Annotated in this window: 20 protein-coding genes and 1 tRNA gene; 13 read left to right on the top strand and 8 right to left on the bottom strand. The window is 52.7% G+C overall.

Features of this window, described 5'->3' with window-relative positions:
* The first annotated feature begins 7 nt into the window (after positions 1-7).
* The 4 genes from A6X21_RS17390 to A6X21_RS17405 all read left to right on the top strand — a co-directional run bounded on the left by A6X21_RS17390 (position 8) and on the right by A6X21_RS17405 (position 6659).
* On the top strand, positions 8-2509 hold the full coding sequence (locus tag A6X21_RS17390) for a DUF1549 and DUF1553 domain-containing protein (RefSeq protein WP_083233697.1): 2502 nt from the start codon (positions 8-10) through the stop codon (positions 2507-2509).
* 151 nt (positions 2510-2660) lie between these two features.
* Positions 2661-4901 carry a WD40 domain-containing protein gene (locus tag A6X21_RS17395; protein ID WP_165603842.1) on the top strand — a complete coding sequence of 747 codons (2241 nt, stop codon included), beginning with the start codon at positions 2661-2663 and terminating at the stop codon, positions 4899-4901.
* A 186-nt stretch (positions 4902-5087) separates the two neighbouring features.
* Complete coding sequence (locus tag A6X21_RS17400; protein WP_083233698.1) at positions 5088-5906, top strand: class I SAM-dependent methyltransferase; 819 nt, start codon at positions 5088-5090, stop codon at positions 5904-5906.
* A gap of 261 nt (positions 5907-6167) precedes the next feature.
* Positions 6168-6659 (top strand): transthyretin-like family protein, encoded by a 492-nt coding sequence (locus A6X21_RS17405; protein WP_068850379.1) that lies wholly within the window; start codon positions 6168-6170, stop codon positions 6657-6659.
* 174 nt (positions 6660-6833) lie between these two features.
* Here A6X21_RS17405 and A6X21_RS17410 read toward each other — a convergent pair whose 3' ends face one another.
* Entirely contained in the window at positions 6834-7688 is an 855-nt protein-coding gene (locus A6X21_RS17410) for a diguanylate cyclase domain-containing protein (RefSeq protein ID WP_068850381.1), read from the bottom strand.
* A gap of 443 nt (positions 7689-8131) precedes the next feature.
* On the opposite strand from A6X21_RS17410, the gene pyrE reads away from it, so the two are divergent.
* Positions 8132-8689 carry an orotate phosphoribosyltransferase gene (gene pyrE, locus A6X21_RS17415; RefSeq protein ID WP_068850384.1) on the top strand — a complete coding sequence of 186 codons (558 nt, stop codon included), beginning with the start codon at positions 8132-8134 and terminating at the stop codon, positions 8687-8689.
* Between the two features lie 58 nt (positions 8690-8747).
* Here the strand turns inward: pyrE and A6X21_RS17420 are convergent, their stop codons facing one another.
* Positions 8748-12083, bottom strand: a complete 3336-nt coding sequence (locus A6X21_RS17420; RefSeq protein ID WP_131818407.1) for a chromosomal replication initiator protein DnaA — start codon at positions 12081-12083, stop codon at positions 8748-8750.
* Between the two features lie 453 nt (positions 12084-12536).
* On the opposite strand from A6X21_RS17420, the gene A6X21_RS17430 reads away from it, so the two are divergent.
* The gene (locus A6X21_RS17430) at positions 12537-13238 is read left to right on the top strand and encodes an RNA polymerase sigma factor (protein ID WP_165603843.1); all 702 of its coding nucleotides are present in this window, start codon (positions 12537-12539) and stop codon (positions 13236-13238) included.
* Positions 13228-13845, top strand: a complete 618-nt coding sequence (locus tag A6X21_RS17435) for a hypothetical protein (protein WP_068850391.1) — start codon at positions 13228-13230, stop codon at positions 13843-13845. Before A6X21_RS17430 ends, A6X21_RS17435 begins: the two co-directional genes overlap by 11 nt.
* A gap of 62 nt (positions 13846-13907) precedes the next feature.
* On the opposite strand, the gene A6X21_RS17440 is transcribed toward A6X21_RS17435, so the two are convergent.
* Both A6X21_RS17440 and A6X21_RS17445 read right to left on the bottom strand, forming a co-directional pair.
* Positions 13908-16124: a prenyltransferase/squalene oxidase repeat-containing protein gene (locus tag A6X21_RS17440; protein ID WP_131818408.1), complete on the bottom strand. Its 2217-nt coding sequence runs from the start codon at positions 16122-16124 to the stop codon at positions 13908-13910.
* Positions 16125-16291: 167 nt separating this feature from the next.
* The gene (locus tag A6X21_RS17445; protein WP_068850395.1) at positions 16292-16708 is read right to left on the bottom strand and encodes an ExbD/TolR family protein; all 417 of its coding nucleotides are present in this window, start codon (positions 16706-16708) and stop codon (positions 16292-16294) included.
* A 409-nt stretch (positions 16709-17117) separates the two neighbouring features.
* Between A6X21_RS17445 and A6X21_RS17450 the strand changes: the two genes are divergently transcribed.
* Positions 17118-18422, top strand: coding sequence for a class I SAM-dependent methyltransferase (locus A6X21_RS17450; RefSeq protein WP_068850397.1), 1305 nt, complete (start codon positions 17118-17120; stop codon positions 18420-18422).
* A gap of 227 nt (positions 18423-18649) precedes the next feature.
* Here A6X21_RS17450 and A6X21_RS17455 read toward each other — a convergent pair whose 3' ends face one another.
* Positions 18650-19036 (bottom strand): hypothetical protein, encoded by a 387-nt coding sequence (locus A6X21_RS17455; RefSeq protein WP_068850399.1) that lies wholly within the window; start codon positions 19034-19036, stop codon positions 18650-18652.
* 135 nt (positions 19037-19171) lie between these two features.
* Here A6X21_RS17455 and A6X21_RS24805 point away from each other — a divergent pair, with 135 nt between their 5' ends.
* Positions 19172-19348: a hypothetical protein gene (locus A6X21_RS24805; RefSeq protein ID WP_165603844.1), complete on the top strand. Its 177-nt coding sequence runs from the start codon at positions 19172-19174 to the stop codon at positions 19346-19348.
* A gap of 776 nt (positions 19349-20124) precedes the next feature.
* On the opposite strand, the gene A6X21_RS17460 is transcribed toward A6X21_RS24805, so the two are convergent.
* Both A6X21_RS17460 and A6X21_RS17465 read right to left on the bottom strand, forming a co-directional pair.
* A complete protein-coding gene (locus tag A6X21_RS17460) occupies positions 20125-21540 on the bottom strand; it encodes a DUF1254 domain-containing protein (protein ID WP_068850401.1) in 1416 nt (471 codons plus the stop codon).
* 384 nt (positions 21541-21924) lie between these two features.
* On the bottom strand, positions 21925-22296 hold the full coding sequence (locus A6X21_RS17465) for a winged helix-turn-helix transcriptional regulator (protein ID WP_068850407.1): 372 nt from the start codon (positions 22294-22296) through the stop codon (positions 21925-21927).
* Positions 22297-22418: 122 nt separating this feature from the next.
* Between A6X21_RS17465 and A6X21_RS17470 the strand changes: the two genes are divergently transcribed.
* The 3 genes from A6X21_RS17470 to A6X21_RS17480 all read left to right on the top strand — a co-directional run bounded on the left by A6X21_RS17470 (position 22419) and on the right by A6X21_RS17480 (position 24545).
* Positions 22419-23501 (top strand): alkene reductase, encoded by a 1083-nt coding sequence (locus A6X21_RS17470; RefSeq protein WP_068850410.1) that lies wholly within the window; start codon positions 22419-22421, stop codon positions 23499-23501.
* A gap of 69 nt (positions 23502-23570) precedes the next feature.
* Positions 23571-23960: a YciI family protein gene (locus A6X21_RS17475; protein WP_068850413.1), complete on the top strand. Its 390-nt coding sequence runs from the start codon at positions 23571-23573 to the stop codon at positions 23958-23960.
* A gap of 12 nt (positions 23961-23972) precedes the next feature.
* On the top strand, positions 23973-24545 hold the full coding sequence (locus tag A6X21_RS17480) for a cupin domain-containing protein (protein WP_068850421.1): 573 nt from the start codon (positions 23973-23975) through the stop codon (positions 24543-24545).
* Between the two features lie 267 nt (positions 24546-24812).
* Here A6X21_RS17480 and A6X21_RS17485 read toward each other — a convergent pair.
* A tRNA-Pro gene (locus A6X21_RS17485) sits at positions 24813-24887 on the bottom strand.
* Between the two features lie 381 nt (positions 24888-25268).
* On the opposite strand from A6X21_RS17485, the gene A6X21_RS17495 reads away from it, so the two are divergent.
* Entirely contained in the window at positions 25269-26252 is a 984-nt protein-coding gene (locus A6X21_RS17495) for a hypothetical protein (protein ID WP_068850425.1), read from the top strand.
* Positions 26253-26254 lie beyond the last annotated feature (2 nt).

Here is a 26254-nt window from a genome sequence, read left to right on the forward strand (position 1 = left end):
GATTGAGATGGAAGTCAAAATTTCGGATACGAATGCTCAATCAGGATTGGGGTGGGCTATGGACAAGTATAGTACAATCTTTAACCGTTGCTGGATGACATGGGGCGTTCTGGGAACATTCTTGTTCGCCACCGGTGATGCGTTTGGTGAGTCCAAGCTCACTCAATTGCGTGTCTATCCGGAGCAGGTCAAGCTCGAGACGGCCGCTGATCGACAGCTACTGGTTGTTCAGGCAGTGCGAGAGGATGGCGTGACTGTCGATGTCAGTCATGAGGCAAAATTCCAGATCGCTGATCAACAGTTCGTCAAGCTGGAGGGAACGACGCTGTGTCCTCAGGCTGATGGCAAGACAGAGATCCGTGTTGAGTACGGTGGTTTAGTGAAGTCCATTCCTCTGGAAGTCGTTAAAGCGACTGAAGCACGTCCTGTGAGTTTCAAACTGGATGTGATGCCAGTATTGATGAAGTCAGGCTGTAACAGTGGTAGCTGCCATGGCGCTGCCCGCGGAAAAGATGGTTTTCGACTTTCGCTCTTCGGTTACGATCCGGACGGGGATTACCACCGCATTGTGCGAGAACTCCCCGGTCGGCGAGTTGACCTCGCTGTGCCTGAAGCCAGCCTTCTGGTCGAAAAATCTGTGGGGGCTGTTCCCCATGGCGGCGGTAAACGTTTTGAGATGACTTCGGATTTGAACAAGACTTTCGTGGACTGGGTTGCCGCCAATTGCCCACAGGATCCGACCGATGTCCCCGTCTGCACAAGTTTGTCACTCTACCCGCCAGATGGGGTGCTCGATGGCGAAGGTACAAAACAGCAGGTCACAGTTCGCGCTACCTATAGTGATGGTTCTGATCGGGACGTGACTGCACTGACGTTGTTTATGTCGAATAATGATAATTCCGCAACAATTTCTCCCGAAGGTATCATTCAGGCGGGAGCTCGCGGCGAAGCCTTTATCATGGCTCGCTTCGCGACATTTACCGTAGGTTCCCACTTTGTCGTATTGCCTAAATGGCATCAGTATGAGGCTAAGGCGATGCCGAGTGCCAACTACATTGATGACCTCGTCAATAAGAAACTCATGAAGCTGCGCATTGAACCCAGTGGCAAAGCGGACGACGAAGCATTTCTGAGGCGTGTTTACCTCGATCTGGTTGGGATTCTCCCGACGGAAGAAGAATATGTCGCTTTCATGACCGATACGAATCCTCAGAAGCGGGATCTGCTCATTGACCAACTTGTCGAGCGGAAAGAATTCACAGAAGTCTGGGTCTCCAAGTGGGCCGAATGGCTGATGATGAGATCATCCAATCAGACCAGTTATAAGTCGATTGTGCTGTACTATAACTGGCTGTCGGAGCAGATTGCCGAGAATGTCCCACTCAATGTCATGGTGCGAGATATTCTCTCTGCGAATGGGGGAACCTTTAAGAACGCTCCGACAAATTTCTATCAGATCGAGCGGGATACACTCAAAGTTTCCGAGAATGTCGCCCAGATCTTCATGGGAATGAGAACACAATGCGCTCAATGTCATAATCATCCTTTTGATCGCTGGACACAGGATGATTACTACGCCTTTGCGTCGTTCTTTTCTCAGATTGGACGTAAGGAAGCCGAAGACTACCGCGAGACGATTATCTTCAATAGTGGTGGTGGCGACGTAAGGCATCCTGTCAACGGTAAGGTGATGGAGCCTGTTTTCCTGGGTGGGCCAAAAGCAGATACGAAGGGTAAGGATCGCCGTGAAGTCCTGGCAAACTGGCTGGCTTCGCCGGAGAATCCGTACTTTGCTGAAAACTTCGTCAACCGAGTGTGGCATCACTTCTTCGGGATTGGCATTGTCGATCCGATTGATGATGTGCGAATCTCCAATCCTCCTTCGAATGAGCCCCTCTTGAAAGAGTTGGCCAAGAGATTCACAGCATCGAATTACAACTTCAAGCAGTTGGTTAAAGAAATTGTTCGTTCAGAAGCTTATCAGCGATCAACACAGCGGAATGAATCCAACGCTACTGATGAGAAGAATTTTGCTCATCAGTCTCTACGGCGAATTAAAGCCGAATCCATGCTTGATATTATCACACAGGTCACAAGTGGTCGGGAAAAATTCCGCGGGTTGCCACTGGGTGCTCGAGCCGTTCAGATTGCCGACGGACAGACATCGAACTATTTCCTGACGACCTTTGGTCGAGCGACTCGGGAAACGGCTTGCAGTTGTGAAGTGAAGATGGAACCGACATTGTCGCAGGCACTCCATCTCTTGAATGGCGATTCTTCCAATCAGAAGATCGCGCAGGGGAACCTGGTTGGTAAGTGGTTGCAGGAAAAGGTCCCTCACGAAGAGATTGTGCAGCGACTCTATATCCGCTGTCTTTCGCGCAAGGCGACGCCAGCGGAGCTCGACGTGCTGCTGCCAACGTTGGCTGAGTCAAAGGATCCCAAGAAAGATCTCGATGATGTTTTCTGGGCACTGCTGAACAGCCGGGAATTTATTTTTAATCACTAAGGCACCGTCGAGAGCGTTGCCTTGATTTGTGAACCTAAGTGATTGCTTTTGTAAATCGGTAGATATCGATGGCCTTTCCTCGCCTGGTTGGCCTGACATTCGTGGAAGAGTGAGTATCAGTATGGGTCGGTTTCTCCCAATGATTTTGACCATGGCGATGGCTGTTCCTGTAGCGATATCTGCTCAGGAAAAAGCGTCGGATGATAAACCTCAGGAGAAGAAGATCACTTATGACGAGCACATTCTGCCAATTTTTCGGGAGAAATGCGGCTCGTGCCATAATGCCAATGATAAAAAAGGTGACCTGGTTCTCGATAACTACTCTGCTGCCATGCAGGGTGGGGCTTCTGGCGAAGTCATTAACACCAATGGTGAACCTGCCAATAGTCAGCTTTATCTGGTGATGACTCATGAGTCAGAGCCCATCATGCCTCCGGGGCAACCTCGACTGCCGGATGCTCAGTTGGAACTGGTTCGTAAGTGGATTGAACAGGGGGCGCTTCAGAATTCCGGAAGTAAAGCCAAGATCAAAAAGAAATCGGTCGTGACTGCCTCGGCAGCTTCATCGATGAAAAGGCCCGATGGTCCGGCTCCTATGCCTGAAGTCGCCTTGCCAATCGAGCCGGTTGTTGTAACGTCCCGGGCCAATGCGGTCACGGCTTTGGCAGCCAACCCGTGGGCCCCACTCCTGGCGGTATCGGGGTATAAGCAGATTCTGCTCTACAACGCTCAGACATTAGATCTCGTCGGTGTACTCCCATTTCCAGAAGGGCAACCCCATATTCTGAAGTTCAGCCGGAATGGTTCTGTATTGCTGGCTGGCGGCGGCCGGGGAGGCCAAAGCGGTCTGGTGGTACTGTTCGACATCAAGACGGGGAGAAGGCTCGCACAGGTTGGTGCAGAGTATGATACCGTACTGGCAGCGGACTTGAGCCCCGATATGTCTCTCGTCGCACTGGGTGGCCCGAAGAAGATGCTGCGGGTCTATGAAGTAGCGACTGGTGAATTGCTTTACGAATCCAAGAAACACACGGATTGGGTGACCGCGATTGAGTTCAGCCCCGATGGCGTGTTGCTCGCCAGCGGTGACCGTAGTAATGGACTCGTTGTGTGGGAAGCATATACCGGAAGAGAGTTCTATTTTCTGACGGGTCACACCGGGAGTATTAACGATGTCTCCTGGTCGCCAGACAGCAATACGCTGGCCAGTGGCAGCGAAGATGGCACGATTCGATTGTGGGAAATGCAGAACGGCGGCCAGATCAAGAACTTTAATGCTCATGGCGGCGGCGTTCAGGCCTTGGATTTTACACTTGATGTCCGGATTGTTTCGACAGGCCGCGATCGCGTGACGAAATTATTCGATGCCAATGGCAACAAGCAAAGAGATTTCCCTGCGACTCAAGATGTGGGCATGGAAGTCTGTTATTCGGGTGAGACCGATCGGGTCTACGCGGGTGATATGGCCGGTCGGGTTTATGCCTGGAATGCGAAAGATGGAGCAGTGTTTGGCCAGTGTGTTACAAATCCGGCATCAGTTACTGCTCAATTGGCGGCTGCTCAAACGGAATTGACAGGGTCACAGCAGAAAGTTGCTGCTGCGAATGAGGCTTTGGAATCGTTGCGTAAGCAGCTTGCAGACCGCCAGAAAGCCGCGGAAGAAGCCAGTAAAATGGTGGGTGTGCGTGAAGCTGAACTGAATGCGAGGAACGAAGCAAAAACCGGCAAGCAAAACGATGTGAGCCGTCTGGAACAGCAGTTAGTGGGAATGAAGCAGCAACTCTCGAAACAGCAGCAGGAATTTGACCAGGCCACGAAGGCGTTGGAAGTCGCTGTGACGAAACTCAATGGCCAAAAGGGAGACCTGCAGAAGGCACGTGAAGCTTTCGATGCGACACAAAAAGCATTGGACGAAGCACGGAATCGTCTGAACGGAGATGCCGAAAACGTTGACCAGAAAAACATTGTTTCTGATCTGGAAGGAAAGTTGAAGTCGGCTAAAGACCAGGTCGACCTCATTGAGGCGGCCGTGAAAGAGCAAGCCACGACTGTCTCGGGCCTGGAAAAACAGCTTGAAGAGCGCAAGCAGCCTTTAGCTGCTGGTAAGGCAGAGTTGAACACTGTGGACGCGAAGCTCACGACGGGTCGAGATGAACTAAAAGCTCTGGATAGTGCTCGCAGTAATGCCGAACAGGCACTTAAAAATGCGAGAATGGAAGCTGAGCAGCGTATGAAAACTGCACCGGCAACTGAAGATGAAAAGAAGCAACTGGCTGAACGGGAAGCAGCCTTGAAGACTGCTCAGGAAGTGCTGTCGCGATGGCAAGGACGAATCTCGACGATTGAAGCGGCTCGAAATCTGCCACCACTTTCTACAGCCGTTGTGGAGTAGGTTCGAGAGAGAGCTTGACTTCTCCCGTTTGATAGTTTTCCAGAGGGATGGTTTTCGTGTCATCGAAGGCCATCCCTCTTTTCTGTTTGGCAGGCCAGATTCGAGGGGGCTGCTTGATTTCTCAAAGATTGATCCCAAGACTTGGCGAGTCCACTGGGAATCGAGAGTCTTTGAAGGCAGTGTCAGATGTTGATCGATGGGTCTGAGCAGTCACGAAAACAGTTTCTGGAGACGAATCGTCAGGCGTGGGATACCCTTGCTCGAAATGGAAGTCCTTTTGCCCATGTGGCCAGTGATGAGGAATGCCGGTATCCCTTAAAGACACTCGATTCGCGGGGATGGTTGCCTGAGGATGTCCGGGGCCTGAAAGTTCTCTGCCTCGCTGCGGGTGGGGGTTGGCAATCGATTCTTTATGCCACTGCCGGTGCCGAGGTGACTGTTGTCGATCTGAGTCCAGAGATGCTCGCACTGGATTTGAGAGAGGCACAGCGCAGAGGTCTCAATGTGCGAACTTTGGCCACATCGATGGATGATTTGTCGATGCTGGGAGACGCCACCTTCGATATTGCCCATCAACCTGTCAGTACCTGCTACATTCCCAGCCTCTCGGGGATGTATCGGGAACTGGCTCGAGTACTCAAAGATGGGGGTCTGTACATCAGTCAGCACAAGCAGCCAGGGAGTCTGCAGATCACCCATCGAGACCACCGTGATCGCTATGTGTTAGGGGTGGAATACTATGAACAGCGTGCCTTGCCCGTGGCAGCAGATACGATGTATCGAGAACAGGGAACGAGCGAGTTTCTGCATCGCTGGGATGAACTGATTGGCGAGCTGTGCCGCAGTGGCTTCGTGCTGGAAGATCTGGTGGAACCCAGGCGGGCCGACCTGACGGCATCACCTGGAATGGCAGGGCACAGAGGTCGATTCGTACCCCCCTATGTGCGGCTCAAAGCGCGGCGACATCGCAGAGATTCCGAACAGACCACGCGAATTTTCTCATAGGGGCTGATTTCGTGAGGAAACTCCGAGATCACAAGTCATAATGTGTGATCACATGAACATGTTCCGTCGTGGGTTGTCTACCATTTGTTGTATGTGTTTGTTTGATGGGATGTCAGAAAATCCACTCAGGTTGGCTAGTTATTTACGGCGTCATCGCAAATAATCAATGAAACAACAAGTCTTGATGGGCCGAGACCCTCGCGACGTTCTTGGCAGTCAGATCGGCTTCAGCTTGTGATCAATTGTTTGGGAGTGACAACAATGTATGGCATTCGTTTGAGTTTATTGGGGATCGTTCTGGGGTTGTCTCTTCACGGCTGTGGTGGCGGTAGCGAAGTACCGAAAGATCGAGTGCCGACATTTCCTGTGACAGGGGTGGTGACACTGGATGATAAGCCTCTCGATGGTGCGACTGTGACATTTCATGCACCAGCCTCAAGTCCTGATGGCAAGACCATCCCCAGTGCGATTGGAACCACCGATTCATCCGGTCGCTTCAAACTCATGACCTGGCAGCCCAATGATGGTGCAGCCGCTGCGAACTACACAATCAGCGTTTCCAAGTATGAGGCGGCGCCTGCAACGGGTTCTACCGGTGGCGAGTATGTGCCACCAGATCCCAAAGTGAAACCAGTGGCTCCGAAAGCTCTGGTGCCAGCCAAGTACCTCAATCATCAGAAGTCCGGGTTAATGGCTGAGGTGAAATCTTCAGGAAAGAACGAATTCAAGCTGGCGTTGAAGTCACAGCCTTAGGGTTTGCTTTACTTCGGTATTCTCAATCTCAAACTCATTGCGATCTCGCTGTCCTAAGGCGTTTTTGCAATGGAATTGAGGACCTTCTTGGGCCTTTCGATACTCGCCTTTTTTAAGTTCGATATAAGTGGCGTCAAAAAATGTGCCAGTCTGGCACACGGTCCTGGGATGCTGTCATTCGGCAATTAATCGGTTTCGTCCCAGGCTTTCCGCTTTGGCTAACGCTCTTCTGGCGCTCTGGATCAGTTCCTCAGGATTGTTTTGCGGTTGTGAGCAGGATAATCCTGAGGATGCCGTCACGATGACTTCCTGTTGGCCATTTTCCAAGAGGAAGTGATGAGTCCGGATCGAGTCACGAATCATTTCGGCCTGTCTCCAGGCTTGTGCTGGTGTGAGATTTGGAAGCAGTACTGAGATCGTCTGTTCGTCGAACTGACAGATCAGATCCGTATCTCGCGCCGATCGAATAACCAGAGCGATCATTTTTTGTAGTAGTTGGTGTGTCTCACTCGAGCCGTACCGCCGGAGTGCTGAATCATGCCGATCCATGCGTACGAGCAGAAGTGCACTGGTGGTATGGCATGAGGTGCCATAATCGAGCATGTGTTTGAGATTGAGGTCAAAAGTGCTTCTGTCTGGTAAACCAGATGAAGCCGAATGAGCGTCATTGATCCATTCAAACTGAAAAACTGCTGGTGGGCTGCTGTGATTGCCGCGCAGGTTGGCAAGCCGCTGTAGTGACTCGATTAAACGCGATTGGACTTTCTCTAACCGATTCTGTCGATCCGGTGGGAATGGTTTTTGAGATTCGGATAAAGCGAAAGTACAGTTCTTCTCGACTTGTTCCAATTCTGTGAGCAATCGGTTTTGCCAGAGAGAGGCATCCTTCAGGGCCCGTGAAAACTGGCGCCGTTGCCACCAGGGCCCCAGCCAGATGCCGCAGATAAATCCTGTGGCGGCAGCAACAAGTAGAGCCAGTCCGCCTGTGGTTAATGCGAGCCACAAAGTGAACTGCTCATGCGATTCCATGGAAACGGCCTGTGCTGTTTGAGTTTTCGAGCAGTGAATTCAACGCGAATATCTGGAGAGATATCTCATTCGACTGGCATCGAGGGCCGCATCTTTTGGCTGAGTTCCAGAATCTCGAAGCGAGGCGATGGTTGGAAAGCTGTACCACAAATGAGACTCTCCACTGCCAAGTTTGTCTTATAAACGCTCTTTGTGATCCTGAGAAATCCAACGCGAGAATGTTGTTGGTGATGGATGATCTGGCTGTAGCGAATAAGTGGTGCAGGACCGATTCGAGATTATTTTCTCTGAAAATGAAGCGTACGTTTGATCACTCAATTCTCCGGTGATGACGGGAATCCTCGCGTTGTCGACGTTCCGCTTTTAGACTGTGGCGAACATTGGTTTTGAATGATCCAGAAGTCCGGCGGTTTGATAGCCGCCATCGAGAAGGTTCCTGCGAAATGTACGACCGCGCCCGTTTGATCGAACTGTTTCACCAGAGAGCATTACGGTTCGGAGACTTCACACTCGCATCGGGCAAAAAATCGAGCTATTACCTGGATGGAAAGCAGATCACGCTGCATTCCGAGGGGTTGAAGCTGTTGAGCGAGGGGCTTCTGGATCTCCTCGAAGGGATCGAGTTTGATGCTTTTGGAGGGATGTCGTTAGGTGCCGATCCGATCGTGGGAGGGGTGCTGACGGCCGCCGCTGCTCGGGGAAAAGAACTGGCTGGCTTTCTGGTACGTAAGGAATCCAAAGGGCACGGCACACAGAAGTATCTCGAGGGGCCAGTCACTCCGGGGATGCGTGTGGTCATTGTGGACGATGTCGTGACGACCGGTGGGAGTGCATTGCTTTCGGTTGATCGCTCAATCGATTTTGGTCTTAACGTGATTCAGGTTGTTGGCGTGATCGATCGCAAAGAAGGGGGCGCTGCCAACTTTGCCGCTCGCCAATTGCCCTTCAAAAGTCTGCTCAGTATTGAAGACTTCGGGATTAAGCCACCAGTGGTCGGCTAAGAATTGCCCCGGTGGTGGGCATAGACTTCCAGAGTGCGGCATGTGGCGAAATCCAAATTCACCGGGTGCCTTCTGGTCGCGGTTCCGGGCTGGCTGGCCGTGGGTGATTTTTTGGATTGCTGTTGTTTGCTGGGTTATCTGCAAATGAGGCCCTTGATGGCGCAGAGGCAGAGGGGGGGCTCTTGACCGGTGTTTTACTCGTCCGGACAGGGACGAATTCCTGATAGCTGGCTGTGACTACCTTGAATGGGGCAGACGGAGCTCCTTGGGCAACTGGTTGCACAGGCATTTCGGGTGCTGCAGGTCGCACTTTGCGAATGACCCCATCATTTGCGGGGAATGGGTCAAACGGATCCTGAGGTAAAGTTCGATTCCGCTCTGGAAGAGGCGGTTGAGCCGCAGGAGTGGGCCGTCCTGTGGGCGACTCGCGATTTCTCGTGGAACTGTCAGGCTGGCCGGCATCTGGCAAAGGACCCAATGGCGGAAAGTCATCCGGGATCTCGGTCGGCAGTGCCGGAAGTGTACGCCTGCCTGCAGGCGACTCAGGTTGTCGAAGCGGATCAGGTCGACTGGTTGTTGGATCGGCTTTTTCTAATAAATCGAGTGGATCGAGACCATTTGAAAAAGGATCCGGTTCTGACGCGGGTTGTGGCGATCTGGATCGCATTGAGCCTTGAGGATTCGCTGTTGCCGCGTCGGGAGCAGCAGACTCGAGGGCGTCGGGAAGCCGGGGTGTATTTCTGTTGATCCGACTCGGGACTGGCTCATTGAGTTCCGGAAATGGATCAAGCGGGTCATTCGGGATCGAAGGGTTGGGCTTTCCAGGGAGTGTAGGATTCCATCCGGATCGATTGGGGATGGTTTTGTCGATCCGATCTTCGAGGGGTTGATTGATCTCCGGCGATCCTGAAGGGGCTCTGGCTGGCACGTCTCGATTGCGGGGAGTCATCTCTGGCAGCAGCGGCAATGGCTGTCGCGGATCGGCAGATCGGTCAAGTTCTGGTGTCTTGATGGAAGGAAGAGGCTGCCCAGGTAATGGTTCAGGAAACGCATTATCCAAGGGATCGCTGGAAGGTCTTGTGGTCGAATTGCGTGGTCTGACTGGTTCAAGAGGTTCGGGGAGGTTGTCAAGACGATCTCGTTCGAGTGGCATCGTGCGAGATGGTAGCCCGGATGGTGGGAGGTCTGTTGGGACCGGGCCAAAATCGTCGGGCAATGGTGGAAAATCGCGAGAGTTTTCTCGCGGCATATCGATGGTTGATGGAGAGGCTTCTCGATCCAGCAGTGGGCGTCGACCTGGTGCAGGGCCGAATGTATTGTCATCTGGCATGACGGGTTGAGTTCGTCGAGGTTCAAAAGCAGGCTCGTTGACTGCAGGGAGTGAGGGCCTTCGAGCGGGAAGAGAATTCGTCGAATCCAGTGGCTGAGGTTCCGGGCCGAAAGGATCTGCTGATGGGATGTTACTGCCTCTGTCACGCAGGTTGAGATCTCTTCCGGGATTGGGATCGAGCATCGGATCCAATTCCCGCCCAGTTCGATCCGATCGATTCAATGGATCATCGACCGGGGGAGAACCAAAAGGACGGCCTGAATCGGGGCGTTCTCTCATGTTGGCTGGAACACGAGGAAGTGGCTGATTGGAATTTCGTAAAGAATTCTCGAGATCTGACGAAGAATTAGGACGCGGGTTTGCTGGCAATTCCCCCGGTGCCGGGCCAAACAGTCCATCATCCGGTACTGGGTTCTGTGGGCGAGCAGCAGGGATTCGTTCACGCGGCGGGAGTAACTCATCACGGGGCAATGAGGGTTCGCGTGGGTCGCTTGAAGAATTCTCTGAACGGCCAGGACGAGGCAAGGGGAAATCTGAGGACTGGTCACGCGGAGTATTTCGTGGAGGCACAGCAACCGGTGAGTATCCTGTATCATCAGTCACCAGTAATTGAGAAACTTCCATAGCAATGGGTGTATCTGGTGAGACTGCCCGCAGCACGGCTTTCCCGGCGCCGAGCGTCTTGCCCTCAATGATGAAAATCGTCTGGTGATCTTCGTTGAGCCGGAGTGAACCCACTTCATATTCGACGGCGTTACCGTAGTAATGCGTGAGTTCAGGAGACAGATCTGCCAGAATGCGGACATTGTCGAGCGGAATCTCGCCAATGTTCTGCACGCGGATGTTCATTTTGAGATTTTTGCCTTTGACAATCCGATCTGTGCTGGAAAGCTGAATTGCCAGGCGGGCATTTTTGCGAGGCGGAGTCACCAATGTGCGTGAGCCCGCGACGGCATCGGCTGTGACCTCAGCGACTGTCTGCACGAGCGAAGGGTTTCCCGTCGGCAGGCGATACTCTCCACTGGTCGCTCCTGAGGGAAACCTTCCCAGATTGGTCGAAAGAAGATCGTTTGCCGTCTGTCGGCTGGAAAGCCAGCGAGTCGTGAGTCGCTCTGATTCACCCGGTGGCAACAGCGAGATGGATCGTTTCAAACCTTCCTGATCGACGTAGCCATCGGGAAATGCTCCCACAACCTGCGGCATTCTCGAAAAAGGTTCGAGAACTTCCACAAGGGGCAATGTTTCCGAAGAGAGGTTTCGAATGGAAACAATCGATTCTCCCCCCTGTTGCAGATCGGATCTGCGAGAAGACTCCATGGCCACTTCGAAATAAGCTTCTCCTCTGGCGGCGACGGTCGATTTGGGGACGTCGGACGTCAGGTCGTCTGCAAGGGCTTTGGGTAGGCGGTTACCGAGACCCGTATAAGGCGTTGCCAGTGAATATGCCGCCATTTGAGAATCGCCGGGGTGTGATTGTACCCGCCGCCAGTCATCACGTATTCGATTGAGGATGTCGCTCCAGGCTCTCGAAGACTGACCAGAATCCGAACTGGCCGTGGCTTCATTACGTGATGCATCCATTGCAGCTAACGCGGCTTCCGGCACCACACTGTGCAGCCAGTCAACACTTAAGGAAAGATCTGCGGGCACAGTGAATGTCGATCGGGACAGATAAGGATCGACGACCCGCCGCTCCAATCCCACGAACATAAACTCAGCAGGGTAATCGGCCACCAACAACTGGGGAGCCAGTGAGATTCGAGTATCGACATCAGCCACAGGGAGTTCAGGGGTCCTTGGCAGGCGGGCAGCCACAGGTGGCAATTCGATATTCACATTGTAAAGTGTTGGTTCGCGATAGGACGCCAGGAGCATGAATGTGAGGAAAACCCCGAGGAATCCTGCAAACGCGACTGCATACCATTCCCCTCTTTGTGAGAGATAGCGTTCGAGGTGTTCCAGTTCGCTCCGCCACCAGCCGGACCATCGCACGAGGGACAGTCCGAGCCATCGACGAGTGGCTACAAATTCACGCTCTATGAAATGCCGATACCGGTATCGCACCTTGGGCCATCCCTGTCCTAGTGCAGGTTTCGAGCCAAAAAAACTCGAACCACAACTGCAGTGTCTTTGACGGAAGTAACTCCTCAATCACACAAGAGTTTATGTCATAGCAGAATTTGCATTTGAGTTGAAGTGCAGTTCTGCCATTGATGCCCAGACTCTCTCTTTTTTCTCAATTGCCAGTATCTCCTGGAGCGTGAAGCATAAGGGGCTTTTGTCATTTCTGAATCGACTGGACCGAGTTTTTGTGACGAGGTTTGGTTTGGGGGGCAGAATGTCTGGAAACCACGCGTTTCTCAAAGCCAGAATTTCGTTGATTTTTTCATCGAATACGTGATTCGATAGACAAAACGTTCTGGAGAACAGGTTTCTAGTATTGGATCAGGTTGCAAACTGATGATGAACTGTTCGCCTCCAGCTGACGAGCGGTTGAACAGTGGGTGGGGTCTGAGCATGCCAACAGAGAATTCACTGGAACAATCCCTCGTTTCCTCAGCCTCCGATGAAATGCGGCAGTCTCTTCATACTCCGTCGGGAAATGTTCATACGTCTGATCCAGCTCCGCCAGAAGGCAAGGCTGCTATTCGACCATTCGAACAGGAGTTGATTCAGGCGCTGAAGTTGATTGGTGAGGGGCAATGGCAAGTCTGGTCGCGAGTGGTGGGGCTTGTGGGCCCAAGATCTCTGCGATATGCCCGTTTTCTGACGGAACACGACGCTGATGCCGAAGACGTTGTTCAGCAGTCTCTAACGCGGTTGGCGGCTTCCCCCTCTCTTTTTCGCGTTGTGCAGCATCCCTGGGCGTACTTTCTAAAGATTGTGCGAAACGAGGCCATTCGTTTCCGCATGAAGCACCAGCGGCCAGCCGCCATCTCGGTCAATTTACTCACGGAGTTTCAGTTTCGCTCTGAGATAGCGATTGATCCGCTGGAAGTCGCCGAGCGTCAACAGATGATCCAGGCGGCATTGACCGAGCTGCCCGTGGATCAGGCCGAGGTTGTCATTCTCAAATTCTGGGAAGGCATGACATTTCAGGAGATTGCCTCAGTGATGGGGGAAAGCCCCAACACAGTGGCCAGTCGCTATCGCTATGCGATTGCCAAGTTGGCCAGGCTGCTTCGTTCTCTGGAAGGAGAAGCCGCCCATGTCTCATGAAAGGGAGTGTCAATTTCAGGCCGACGAAGAATTCGTCACCCGATTTTTTTATTTTGAAGAAATTGAGGAACTGCTGCCCACCGAGGAATTTGTATCACCTGAAGAATTGCTGCCACGTACTAACCAAAATTGGGCTGACCAACATTTGGCTGACCAGAATTGGGAGGTACGAGAGGGGCGAGAATTCTTCCGCTGCACAAAGCCTGAGGAATCATGGCCTCTGGTCGATTTTTTCGAGCCGGCACCTCTGGTTCGCCGGGTGCGCGATCGACTGGTGGCTCATGCCGTCGTCACAGAACGCCGGGTCAAGGATCGCAGGCAGCGGCAGATTGCAGCACAAAGTTTTGTGTTTGCGATGTTGATGGTGATCTCCCCCTGGATTTCGTGGAACATCATCAATCAGTCGGCTGTTAAGGAAATGCAGGCGCTGCTGTATGAGGTTGTCTCTCCTCGACCCCGGATGGTTATGGCGAGCCGTTCGGTGTCTCCACGAGAGCATGACCCGGAACAAGAACTGATTGATCGACTGGCTCATCAACGTCGGCAGATTCTGTACTCACTACCGGCCATGGCCACACCCGCGTTGGTGACGACTCAGCGTTGGTAACTTCTCGTTGATGCTCTCGTTGTGAATACCATACGAAATGTATTCAAACTGATGATCATTACTCACGAGTTGGGTGAGGGCTCATTCACTCGATAGAGCGGCAAGAAGCGATAGTAAACTTCGAGGCACAAGGTGGCCATTGCAGTCGAATAAACACGTCCGCCAATCCCTCCCCACGGATCCTTCGGCTCCCATGTTCCTGCATAAGTTCCGGAACGTGTCTGCATCTGCACGAGACTTTCCCGCATCCCCAGATTCCACATCTCCCACGATTCTCCACCATGCTGGAACATCGTTAATGTCCCGTAGTACCAGTAGTAATCATTGGGTTGGGAGATTCGAGGCAGCGCCCGTTGCAGATAGGATGTGGCTTCAATACTTGCATCATTGGTCGGACGAATGCCAAACATCTGCTTGCAGAAATGGGCCTCGGCTGTCATCGCCGGCGACGGTTGACTCGATCTCCGATAGCCTGCAAGGCCCGATTGAGTCCCTCTGCTGCGAGCTTTTAAGAACGTGATCATGCCCTCGCGGGTTTCGTTTGGAATCGGTATCCCGGCGATCTCCGCAGATTTGAGCAGCATCATCTGCCAGCCAAACATGCTCATATCACTCTCAATGGCACCTTTCTGATAACGCCAGCCACCATCACGATTCTGCATTTGAATTGTAAACTGGACCGCCTTAGCAACGGCGTTCCGTAAGTCGGGATCAGCCTGTGGGTTTTCCTGCATTGCACAAGCTTCGGCTAAGGCGTAGCCGGCGATGCCGTGGCAGTACATGCCATCGTAATAGTTCGCTTTTCCACCCAGATAACCATCCACACGCTGCTGAGAGATCAGCCAGGTCATGGCATTGTCGACTGTCCTTGAATACTGCCCTTCGTCTCGCGTGTAGCCTGCCCCGAGAAACGCCAGCAGTGCTAACCCCGTGATTCCTGTATCTGCATTCAGGCCGGAGCCTTTGCGGTCAACCAGATCAACAGGGTCTTCTGGCGATCTTTTTACAGCGCCAGCACCCCAGCGGGCAGCGCTCCAGGAGCCATCGTTCTCCTGATGTGCGGCCAGCCATTTTAGGCTGAGTTCGACCGCTTCTTCGCTGGCTTCAGTTCCACCATTCTGAAGTGCGATTTCCCTGCGGTGGTCCAGCCTGCGTAACTGATATGTCTCAGGCGTCATCGATGCTGCAGGGCGCTTGGGGAGAATTGTTCCTGTGCCACGATTCATTTCTGGAGCAGGCGTGATGGCTTCGAGGCTGGGCAGTTCAGTGGCAGACTTAATGGCGGCAATCTGGTCGCCAGCCAAGGTGGGAGTTGTGGATGGATTTCCTGAAGCAGGTTCCGCAGGTGTGATGGCAAGCGGGAGACCCTCTGTTGGCATCATGGATCGATTGGGCACCTGCCGCGAGAAGAGAGGCTTTGCCGGTACAGCGGGACGTACCTGGGGATCGTTTCCGATACCATCAGCACCCGGTGTATTTGCCGGGACTGGAGTGGCCAATGGGGCCGTCCGCCTTGCCATGGTTTCGGCAGTGAGCGCATTCGGAACAGGGGTTTCACTTTTCGGATTGAGAGGGAGTTCCATCCGGGAAGCCACGGTGTTGATCTTATCCTCGGCTCGATCAGCGCCTCCTTCCGCTGGAGGACGCAGATCATCCGAATCGAGTGGAGTTTCCTGAGGCGTCATTTTTTGACGGGACATTGCAGCCAGTGAATTGGGAACCACCTGTTGCTGAATTGTCTCCTGTGGCAATGGGGCTGTGGCTGCTGGAGTTCCTGAGAAAATCGGCTGCTGGACTTCCATACCCGGGCGCGGAGTCTCAGGCTTCGACTTCTCCAACGGCAACTCAGGCAAAGCCTCAAGGGCTGTTGTTTGTGCAGGTTTTTCCCGAGGGGTTAATTCGGGTAATGCACCGGTTTCTGCTTTGTCAGCGGCCGAGATTTCCCTCTGAGTTCGCTCAATCGGGAGCGTTTCCGATGGCGACAGACGCGAGAGGCTGGCATTGGTGGCCTCTGTGTCTGGGGTGTCGGCCTCACTTGATACGAGCTGAATGGCGGGTCCTTCAGTTTCCTGTTCGTTTCGTTCAATTTCACCAAGCCGGACTGCCTCCAGTTGAGCGACGTTAGCCCACGCTAGACCCAGCCAGACATGCAGCACGAGGGAGGCAAAGAACGATTTTCCCGTGGCGTTCTGATCGCCCCAACGGGTGGCCAGTAAGGAAAGCACCTGCACCATCAGCAGGAAAGAGCAGAAAATCAGCGCCAGGCGCAGCGTGATCATTTGCCAGGAGGTTTCTGCGCCTCCCGCATCAATCAACCACGACAATGATTCAACCAAGCGACTTAGCATTCTGACCTGTCATTCCAGCCTTTGATCATGTGCCTGAGTTTTTACCCGTTGTCCTTGAGAAACTGTTGATCGGATAAACTTCAACCAAGGGCCCCCAATTACTTTTGAGCCCGTGGTTGATGTGCCAGAGAGACGTTACGCACACCCACCTTTTTTGCAGCGGACATGACTTCCATCACATTCTGGTATGGACTCGCGCCATCGCCGCGAATCAATACGCTTTGCGCGGGGAAATTCTGAATCGCTTTTGCCAGTTCTTGCTCCAGTTCTGCGATAGAAATCTGCCGGGTGTTCAAAGTAATCACCCCGTCCCGAGAGACGTTGACGACCAGTTCGTCAGGTTGACCACTGAGTGCCTTGGCGTCGGAAACCGTAGGAAGTTGAATTTTGTACTCGCGTTCCTGATTTTTGAACTGTGTACCAATCATGAAAAACATGAGTAGCAGCATCACGATGTCGAGCATCGAGGCCAGGTTCAGCGTCGGTTCTTCCAGCGGTTCTGTTTTCAGTGGCATGGACAGGCATCCTGGCCTGGGTGTTTCATCCGATGAAACCATCATGTCGCAGAGAGCATCAGCAATCGAGGAAATAAATTACTGAGACGACGATTTGAAGTGGTGACAGGAACAGCATCGGAATGTCGCCTTCCTCAAGGCAAGTGCCGGTTGATTCAAATACAGCATTCCGCAATATCCTATCGACCTGCTGTGGCTTCAAGATGAGGCTTCGGCTGAATTTGCCGATTGGGGGTGATTGCGAAGAGTTTAACACTGAAATCAGGCATTGAGAACAGGTCTCATCAGGTCATTTCCACAGACTCTGCTGTCTCTAGCGATGTTTCCGCGCCTTTTCCCCAGGGTTGGATCGATAGATACCGTATCTCGGAGTTCAATCGTCGCACGGATCTGATAGAAAGCTGCCAGCATGGGGCTCGCCACCACCAATGCCATCAATCCCGCCGTTCGCCAGCAATATGAATGGCTGCCATATCCCGCACGCCATCCGCAGGACGAACGCAAGCGACTGCTGACGACAGCCGTCGATGAACTTGCGACCATTAATCACTATGCCTGGAGCGGGCGACGCGATCTGACCAAAGGGTTGCGAGTGCTGATTGCCGGTGGTGGAACCGGGGATTCAGCGGTCTACCTGGCTCATCAATTAAGAAATACGCCATCGAAACTGGTCTACGTTGACCTCAGTGAGGCCTCACAAAGGATTGCCCGTGAACGAATACTGGTGCGAGGACTGGGGAAATCCTTTGAGTGGATTCAAGGCTCACTTCTTGATCTTAAGCCCGAAAACATAGGGACTTTTGATTTCATCAACTGCTCGGGAGTACTGCATCATCTCCCCGATCCTGATCAGGGATTGCGTGTGCTGTCGGCACTATTAAATCCTCAGGGAGTCATGGGGCTGATGGTCTATGGCCAATATGGCCGCATGGGCATTTACCAGATGCAGGAAATGTTACGCAAGGCAATCCCTGCCAATTTGCCACGGGAAGAAAAACTGGCCATGGCCAGAACTCTGATCAGCCGCCTGCCGGCGACCAACTGGTATGTTCGCGGGAAGGATCTGTTTGATCCGATTGCTGAAATGACAGCCTCGGAGTTTTACGACATTTTTCTGCATTCGCAGGATCGTGCCTACACCGTTCCCCAGCTCTTTGCCTGGTTGCAGCAGGCCGATCTGCGATTCATTGAGCATACTTTTGAAGGACGCATGCTCTATGAACCGATGCATGCCTTTTCGTCAGATCCCGCCATGCTTGAGCATGTGCTCAGTTTGCCTCTGGCTGAGCAGCAGGCCATCTGTGAGCTCTACTGGGGTGTCGCTTCGCGGCATATCTTCTGGGCATCAAAATCAGGGCGACAGCAGGCCTCACTGAATGATCTTGAGCAGATCCCGTGTTTCAGTCATCTGGCGATGATCACGAATCTTCAAACCGCGATTCAGGAATGCACCACGCCCGCATGTGATTTCCAGGTATCGCGTCCGGGTGTTCCTTGCCTGAAAGTCTCCATTTCGTGCGATGTCCTGACGAAGCAGTTGTTCTCGCTGGTGGATGGTCGAAGAACCTTAGGTAAGATCCGGCTGGAACTCATGGAGCAATTCCAGCAGCCAGCCGAAAACATCGAACGCGTGATGCATCACGTCTTCAATCTGCTTGCCGGCTATGACCTAGTCGTACTCAGACATAGCTCCACAAGTCCATGGAGTTTTTAGGTTGTTCTATCAATCAATCATGGGGGTACTGCGCGGTTCAGTTTTCACAGTGCGACGATTGGCTTCTGAGAACGTTAGACCGAATTATCTCAGTATTGCTGATTGATCCTTGGCCCGGGCAATTTCTCATTGAAAGAGGGATTAAGGAGGAATGACATTGACTCGGCGATAGCCCGTCGTGGTTGCATTCCTTAGTAATCATTGAGGCGGCAACAGTTTAATGTCCGTTAATCATTGTTTCCAAGAATAAACTCGCCGTCGATTAGTGCCTCCTTGAGTGCCGGATGATTGACGACTCCCTCCGTCGCGTCGATCTTCGACGAAGTTGTTGTCAACAGTTTCTGCAGATTTGGGGCGATACGAGGGAGTTCCGATAAGTCGCGAAGATTGCGGCAGCGATGAATCTGCAAAACCTGAAGTTTTTGCATGACGGGTAAACCAGCTAACGTCTCAGGGTTCGCCCAGTAAAGTTCCAATCTTTGGACTCCTGTGGGAAGTTCCAAACCTTCGAACGATTTTGCTGCTGGCTTGTAATGCCACAAATGGTAATTGGAGATGGTCGATTCCGAGATCCCTCGATCTGCTTTGATCCAGTGGTTGATGGCTGTTCGCAATTTAGGAAAACGCGAGAAATCGATGCCGGGCCGTTTTGGATGTATTCCAAAATACTCTAGGTCAACTAAATCGTAGATGGGATGGACATCCCGTAATGAGACGTCCCAAAACCAAAGCCATTTGGCATTGGTTGCATGAGCGAGGAAATCAAGGTTGTCTTGTGTGAAACCAAACATGCTATGGCCAAACAACCCACAGAAGCCGTGACGATGGTAGTGGGCAAGGCAATCTTCGATCCGGTTGCTTTCGATGCCAACAGCTGGCATGCCATCAATATGATCGTGCCATTCATGGAATCCCGATTCTCTTAGTTCGATGCTCATCGTGGATAACGCTTCAAGATTGGCAATTGGGATCTCGGCACGATTCGAACATCAACTCGGCCATCAGCGTGGCTTTCATGCGACTTTGTTTGGCTCATCGTGAGGGGATTTTGTCAATTGTTTTCTGCGATCGGATCGTCGGATCGCAACGGAGTGGAATAAAACTCTAGATTGGAGAACGTGCGGTTCGCGCATTGTTTGCTGTCTTCGCCTGCATCTACGTGGACAATCGCTCGAATCAGATCACCAGATCGACCGGCGGGTCGTTAAGCCTGTCACAAAAAACATGGCATGGATCGAAACACACTGTGGCAAGGCCGTGTGAGTCTCCAGTCTTTCTATAGACAGCATTTCTGGCGTGTTGATTAAAAGTACGGCAGGGGAAAGACGTCCTCGTTTTGCCCTCAGAAAATCGTACAAATTCTGTTCATCGTGAACCGTGTCAAAGGCCATGAAGCAAGCCTTCGTTGCCTGGGAGATGAAAGACGTTGTAAATCCGTCGTATCGCATGGCACAACTGTCACGCTGGGATCAGTATTTTGTTGTGATGGCAATATCCTATAACCCGGCCAGGAGTTGGTCGGGCCACTCCTAGGGGCAAAGATCACAGCAGGTTTGTGGAGAAAACAGCTCCAATCCCCCAGCATCGCTCGCAATGCACTGTTAAATTCCAGATTCGCTCATCGACTTTATCTGGCTGGCAAACCGAGTCAGGAGGTTACATTAAAGCGAGAATGACGGTATCCCAGTGTTCATTGCGAACCTTATTTCGTAGGCACCAGTGCTGGTGGTTTCCAGTTGCCATTGAGGGCTTCTTCTTTGGGCCAGTAAAGTCGCATCGCAACATAGATCGGGCCGTCCGGGGCAGGGAGCCAGTTCGACTCCTTGTCTTTGCCAGGGGAGTCCTTCTGGACATAGATCGTCAACGAGCCGTCGGCGTTCCTTTTCAGGTCGGGCAACATGGGTGTGTTGATGAGGTAGCGGTTGAGTGGATTCGCGATGAGCAGTTGCGTTTTGCCGTCATACATAGTGACCGACCAAAAGGCATTTGTTGGTGGCAGTTGGCCTTTACTAAAGGTGAGAATATAACGCTTGCTGCTACAATCCGGCTTGTTCCCCTCGCTGTCCGTCGAGAGCAGGGGATAAAGTGCCTCGACTTCGTCGTTGCCATAGATACCAGCCATTGCTGCAGCTGCTCTGAGCGTCCAATCCGCCTTGTAAAAAGCCCGGTCTCCTTGTGCACCGCCGACACGCCAGCCATTCTCGTCTTTTCCCAGTGTGTAGACCTTCTGCTTGATCTTTGCGAGGCCGCCCAAGACGCCCGCTTTCAAGGCCTCTTTTTGTTCTGCGGTCAGCTTGTCGAGCGGGAAGGGTTTTCCAGCTTCGATACCGATCTTTGCGAATCTCGCCCGCAGCGGCTTTTCAACCTCCGCCGTCCCTGTGGTGGGACAGAACTGCAGGATGAAATTTAAATAGGCGAATGGATCTGCCTCGGCCAACTTCTTGTCGATGGCTGGCCATTGAATCTCCGGTGCGGCTGCCGGAGTGGATTTGTTCAGATAGGAGGAAAGCGTCTGAACTTTGTAACCTGCCTGTATCTGCTTCACATTGTTGATATCGTCCGGCCCAAAGAGTTGCGTGCGGTAAAGAACCAGTGAGAACTCAGTTTCGCATTGGAACACCTTTTTGATTCCCTCGGGCGTCGGGCCGTTCCAACCCGGACCAGCGATCATAAAGGTGCCCGCACCGTTGCCTGTAGCCCGGCTGCCGATGTAGCCGTAATTGCAGGTATACATGTCAGCGAGCATCACGGAGTAGTAGCGGTCTTTGGCTACTTCTGGAACGCTCAACACGAGGGGTTCGGTTCGAAGGTCGGCCCATACGAATGAGTAGGGAGTGTCGCTGTTGGGCGTGACAACAGCCGTATCCTCAGGTGTGTAGACTCGCGCGGTGTTGTAGATCTGGTTGAATGGGGCTTTGTACTGGCCGGACTTCACATCCACGGCATACTCGTACAAAATCCCGTAGCCCATGACCATGGGAAAGCTGTAGATAAAGGCTTCCTCGGCGATGGTCTTGATCTCTTCTGTGGAAAGATTTTCTTGAGCCATACTGGGCTGAACTCCCCATGTTGCGAAAGTCACTGAAAGCAGGACTGCCACCAGATTCAGAAATCTCATCTTCTTAGTCCACTGGGAAGGGATGGATCAGGCTTGTGATCAAAGGCGAGCTACGCTGATTGACGATCGTTCGCAGCGCTTCTGATTGCATGATCACTGAACATTTAAGCTATGAGCAGAGATACTACTGGATTTACAGAAGATGGCCAACCGAATGCATGTTGAATGAAAAAGCACCTCGGCATTCCCGTTAAAAGGCTTCTTTTCAAAAATAGTCGGAGGAACGAGACACCAATAAAACTTTCTTAGGCCTCTGTTGCTGAGTGGGGTGGCGATGTCATCCGCCTCGTTTTGGCGGTGTGACTTGGTTTGCCATTGTTAATCCTGACCTCTATGCGCCCTACGGAGTATGAAATAGCAGGTAATGTGGCATTGGCTAAGGCACTACTCTTTTGCGTCATGCTTTTTCCGCATGACTTTTAACTCGCTCTGGTGCTTCACCGCCCAGTCCGCCAAGGCCGTCACGGGTTGCAAAATACTCTTACCCATCGCCGTCAAGCGGTATTCCGTTCGTGGCGGAACGACAGGATAGACCTTTCGTGAGACGAGACCGGCTTGTTCCAGCCTTCTCAAGGTCTGCGTCAGCATCTTTTTGCTCACTCCGGGAATCTGCCGTTGCAGATCGCTGTATCGCTTTACGTCCTCGCCGATAACGAAGAGAACGCTGCTCGTCCAGCGGTCGCCGACCAGATCGAACATTTGCCGCAGTGGACAGTTCTCATCGAGGATGCACAACGGTTCATGAACTTTGCCCATTGACGGTCTCCTTCAAGTGTCTAGGACACCAAAAAGTTCCTACTTGTCACGATACTTAAAATACCTCGATAATCCTCGTCGAAAAAGTCCGTCGTCTTTGCGCAGCCTTAACGGAGTTTGGTATGAGCAGCCTTTTTACCCCGCGGCGACTTGGCACTCTTGAACTTCCCAATCGCATGGTGATGTCGCCGATGACACGGTGCCGTTCCGGCGAAAACGGGGTTCCCACGGAACTCAACGCCACGTACTACCGGCAGCGAGCCACGGCGGGACTCATCGTTGCTGAGGGAACTCAGGTGTCCCCGCAAGGTGTCGGTTATCCATCCACCCCGGGGATTCATTCCTTGGAGCAAGTCTCTGGCTGGAAACGTGTTACCGACGCCGTACACGCCGCTGGTGGTCGCATCTTCCTACAACTCTGGCACTGCGGACGAGTCTCGCACTCTTTCTTTCACAACGGTGAATTGCCGGTCGCTCCATCACCGATTGCAATCAATGGAAAAACGCTTCAGTTCCGAGGCGACGGTGGCGTCCCATTTGAGACTCCTCGTCCGCTGGAGACTTCCGAGATTCCGGGCGTCGTCGATCAGTACCGACAGGGAGCGAAAAACGCCAAGGCGGCAGGATTCGACGGCGTGGAGATTCACGGAGCATTCGGCTATTTGCCGGATCAGTTTCTTCAAGACGGTACGAACCAGCGTAAGGATGAATACGGTGGATCTGTCGAGAATCGAGCTAAGTTCCTGTTGGAAGTGACCTCCGCCGCTATGGAAGCGTGGGGAGCGGATCGTGTGGGAGTCAAGTTGTCTCCGTCGAACACGTACAACGACATGCGGGACAGCGACCCGATCGAGACTTTCTCATTCGTCGTCGCTGCCTTGAGCAAGATGGGTATTGGCTATGTCCACATCATGGAAGCAAGCGATTCCGACTTGCGGCATGGCGGTAAGGCAATTCCCGTCACGACCTTCCGTCCGCACTTCGAGGGGACGTTGATCGTCAATCAGGATTACGATCAGGCCAAGGCCGAAGCGGTGTTGGCCCGTGGTGACGCCGACCTCGTGTCATTTGCTCGGCTGTTCCTCGCCAACCCGGATTTGCCGAAACGTTTTGCAACTGAAGCCCCACTAAATGCTGCCGATCCTGCGACGTTTTACGGCGGCAACGAAAAGGGGTATACCGATTATCCATTCCTCGAAGAATAGGCGTCGATCAACTCAGTCAGTGGAGCGACCCGGGGCGATTGCGAACTCAGACATCGCAGGAGTAAAAAGATGCGCGAGAAAAAGACGATTACTGACGCCCTAAAAGCAAGTGAGGGTCGGCTCAGGAAGTTGCTATATGTTGTCACATCCACGGCAAACGGAGGATTTGGTCCGATCAAGGAGAACATCCAAGCTCACTTGGAATACCTCGGAACACTGGAGTCTAGCGGAACGCTTTTCATGGCGGGGCCCCTCTTTGACGAAGAGCCGGATTCGTGGTCCGGTGACGGCCTGCTTATCTACAACGCTTCATCACTCGAAGAGGCAACCCGAATTGCAGAAGCCGACCCCCTTCATCGGTCGGGTGCAAGATCGTATTCCATTCGGCCTTGGCTCCTGAACGATGGCTGCATGAACCTCACGTTTCACTTTTCCGATCAGAAGATCGCCGTCGAATAAGGGTCAACCCTCATGAGTGACCGTCGCTCCTTTCTAAAGAGTACCGCAGGTGGAATTGTCGCAGCATCATTCCTATCGCAAGTCGCCCATGCTCAGGATGCCGATGAGTCAAAAGTCGGAGTGCCCAAAATTGTCGCCGAGAGTGACGGCACTCAGGTATGGGCGATGGGTGTCCTCGTCACGGTGAAGGTGAAAGCTGGCGACACCGGCGGTGCTTACTCCTTGTTCGAAGATTTCATCCCGCCCGGAGCGGGGCCGGTTCCGCATACCCACACGAATGAGGACGAGACGATCTTTGTCCTCGAAGGCAAATTAAGGGCATGGCTTGGCGGAAAGCAGTACGACGTGAAGGTCGGTGATTTCGTTCACATGCCAAGGGGCGTTCAGCACTATTTCAAGAACGTGACGGACGAACCGACTCGCTTGCTGCTGACCTACACGCCCGGAGGATTCGAGCAATGGTTTCTCGACATCGGCAAAGCTGTCACGCCCGGTTCTAAGGTGTCTCCAGAATTCACCGGAGACGATATCAAGAAGGCCGTGGCTCAGGCGAAAAGATATGGCGTTCAGTTCATGAAGCCCTAGGAGAGCAAATCGCATTGCGACTCGCTGGAGTCGATCATGCAGCAATTGGACGGAGTTGACCAGTCACACGGTAAAACTGCCGAGTTGACCTCAAAGCTTTTGAACTCTCGCAAACATCTCTTAATCAGTGGCTTACCGCTGTTTGTGCGACCAATCGCTGATGATCGAGATTGTGTTTTTGAGCTCACATCTCGATCAAGCATCTCTTATTTACACAATGAGAAAGCCCTTCGACGTTCTCGCCAAAGGGCTTCTTTCTGAAAGTAGTCGGGATGACAGGATTTGAACCTGCGACTTCCTGGTCCCAAACCAGGTGCTCTAGCCAGGCTGAGCTACATCCCGAGTTGACCGAAGTTTAGCGGTGATGGTCTGGCTGGTCAATTCGACCGAGGGGGAAAGATCTGCGGGAATTGCCGGTGGGGCAGTTCCTGGGGGAGTGCCGGTTTCTGGAGATCTGCTGCCACCTGGTCAGCAACTGGGGGCTGCTGGTCAGAGAAAATCTGAGTTTTGGGTTATGCTGTTGGCCTGCAAGGAATTGCAGCCGGTCATGCAAGGCTCAGACAATTTCGCAGGTCGAACTGTTTTTTCGTACGGAAGAACTCTCTGAATTCAGGTCTCAGAGATTTCGGGTCTCAGGCGTGTATTCCCGGTATTCTCCTGTTCTCTCCAGAAAAATGGTAAGCTCAACGGCTCGACGAACTTTCTCCCGCAGGATTGATCATTATGCGATTTTCGCCCCGTGATGCCTCACCCCGCCTCAGTGATCATGCTTTGGCAAAGGGCCTGTTGTTCAATCTGTTAAGTGCTCTTCTCATATGGTCGGGGTTTGGGCTGACCACAGATTCCGCTTCCGGGGCCGATCTGTTTGATAAGCACGATTTTTCTCTGGTGAAAAAAGCTGCGAGCGAATTGTCGCCAGTGGCGCGGATCTCGATGCAGGACGCTTCCAAATTGAAGCCACTCTCGGCGACGATCAGTACGCCGTGTCTCATTGTCAAAACGAGTGAAGGCAATTTTGCCAAAATGCTGGTCAGTTGGGGGTTTCGCAAGCATGGCGAAGACCGCCTCCCAGTCCTGTTGATAGAACGTTTCGTGACCTATCGGGGTGATCGCCCCGATATGACGGCTGCAACCGGGAAGGATATCCTCCTGTTCGCCGGATTCGAGTTTGATTTTGATATTGGTCAGGTCGTGCCTGCCAAAGCGGGTGGCGACATCTCGTTTTCTGCAGAAAGTGTGCTTGAAGCTGTGCCGCCCGCGGCACTGTTCACGTTGTCGAAATCTTTTGTTTCCACGGAAGGGCCGTCCTCGGCACCTGGCGACGTTTCCTCAGGACAAGGTTTCGCTGGTGATTGGATTGTCAATGCGGACGATCGTTGGAATGGAGAGTGGTCACTCAAGGTGGATAGTGAGGGACGCATTCTTGGCAAGTTCGTCTCGGCAGAATCCCGGAATACTTACGATATCACCGGGAATGTTTCCGGCTTGCCGCACCAGGCGCGATTAGAAATTTTTCTGGCGAATACTCAGGTCTCAGTAGAGGCCTATCTCTGGTCGAATACCCAGAACGATATGGCTGGCGTGGTGACGGTCGCGGGGCGGAAATTTGGATTCTTCGCCCGCAGGGCTCAGGCAGATCAGGCAGCACCTCAGACAAAAGCTGAGAAGCAGGAATCAGCCCCGGAGAAAGGGGCAGGCGACAAGTAATC

The sequence above is a fragment of the Planctopirus hydrillae genome (assembly GCF_001707835.1).
Lineage (GTDB): Bacteria > Planctomycetota > Planctomycetia > Planctomycetales > Planctomycetaceae > Planctopirus > Planctopirus hydrillae.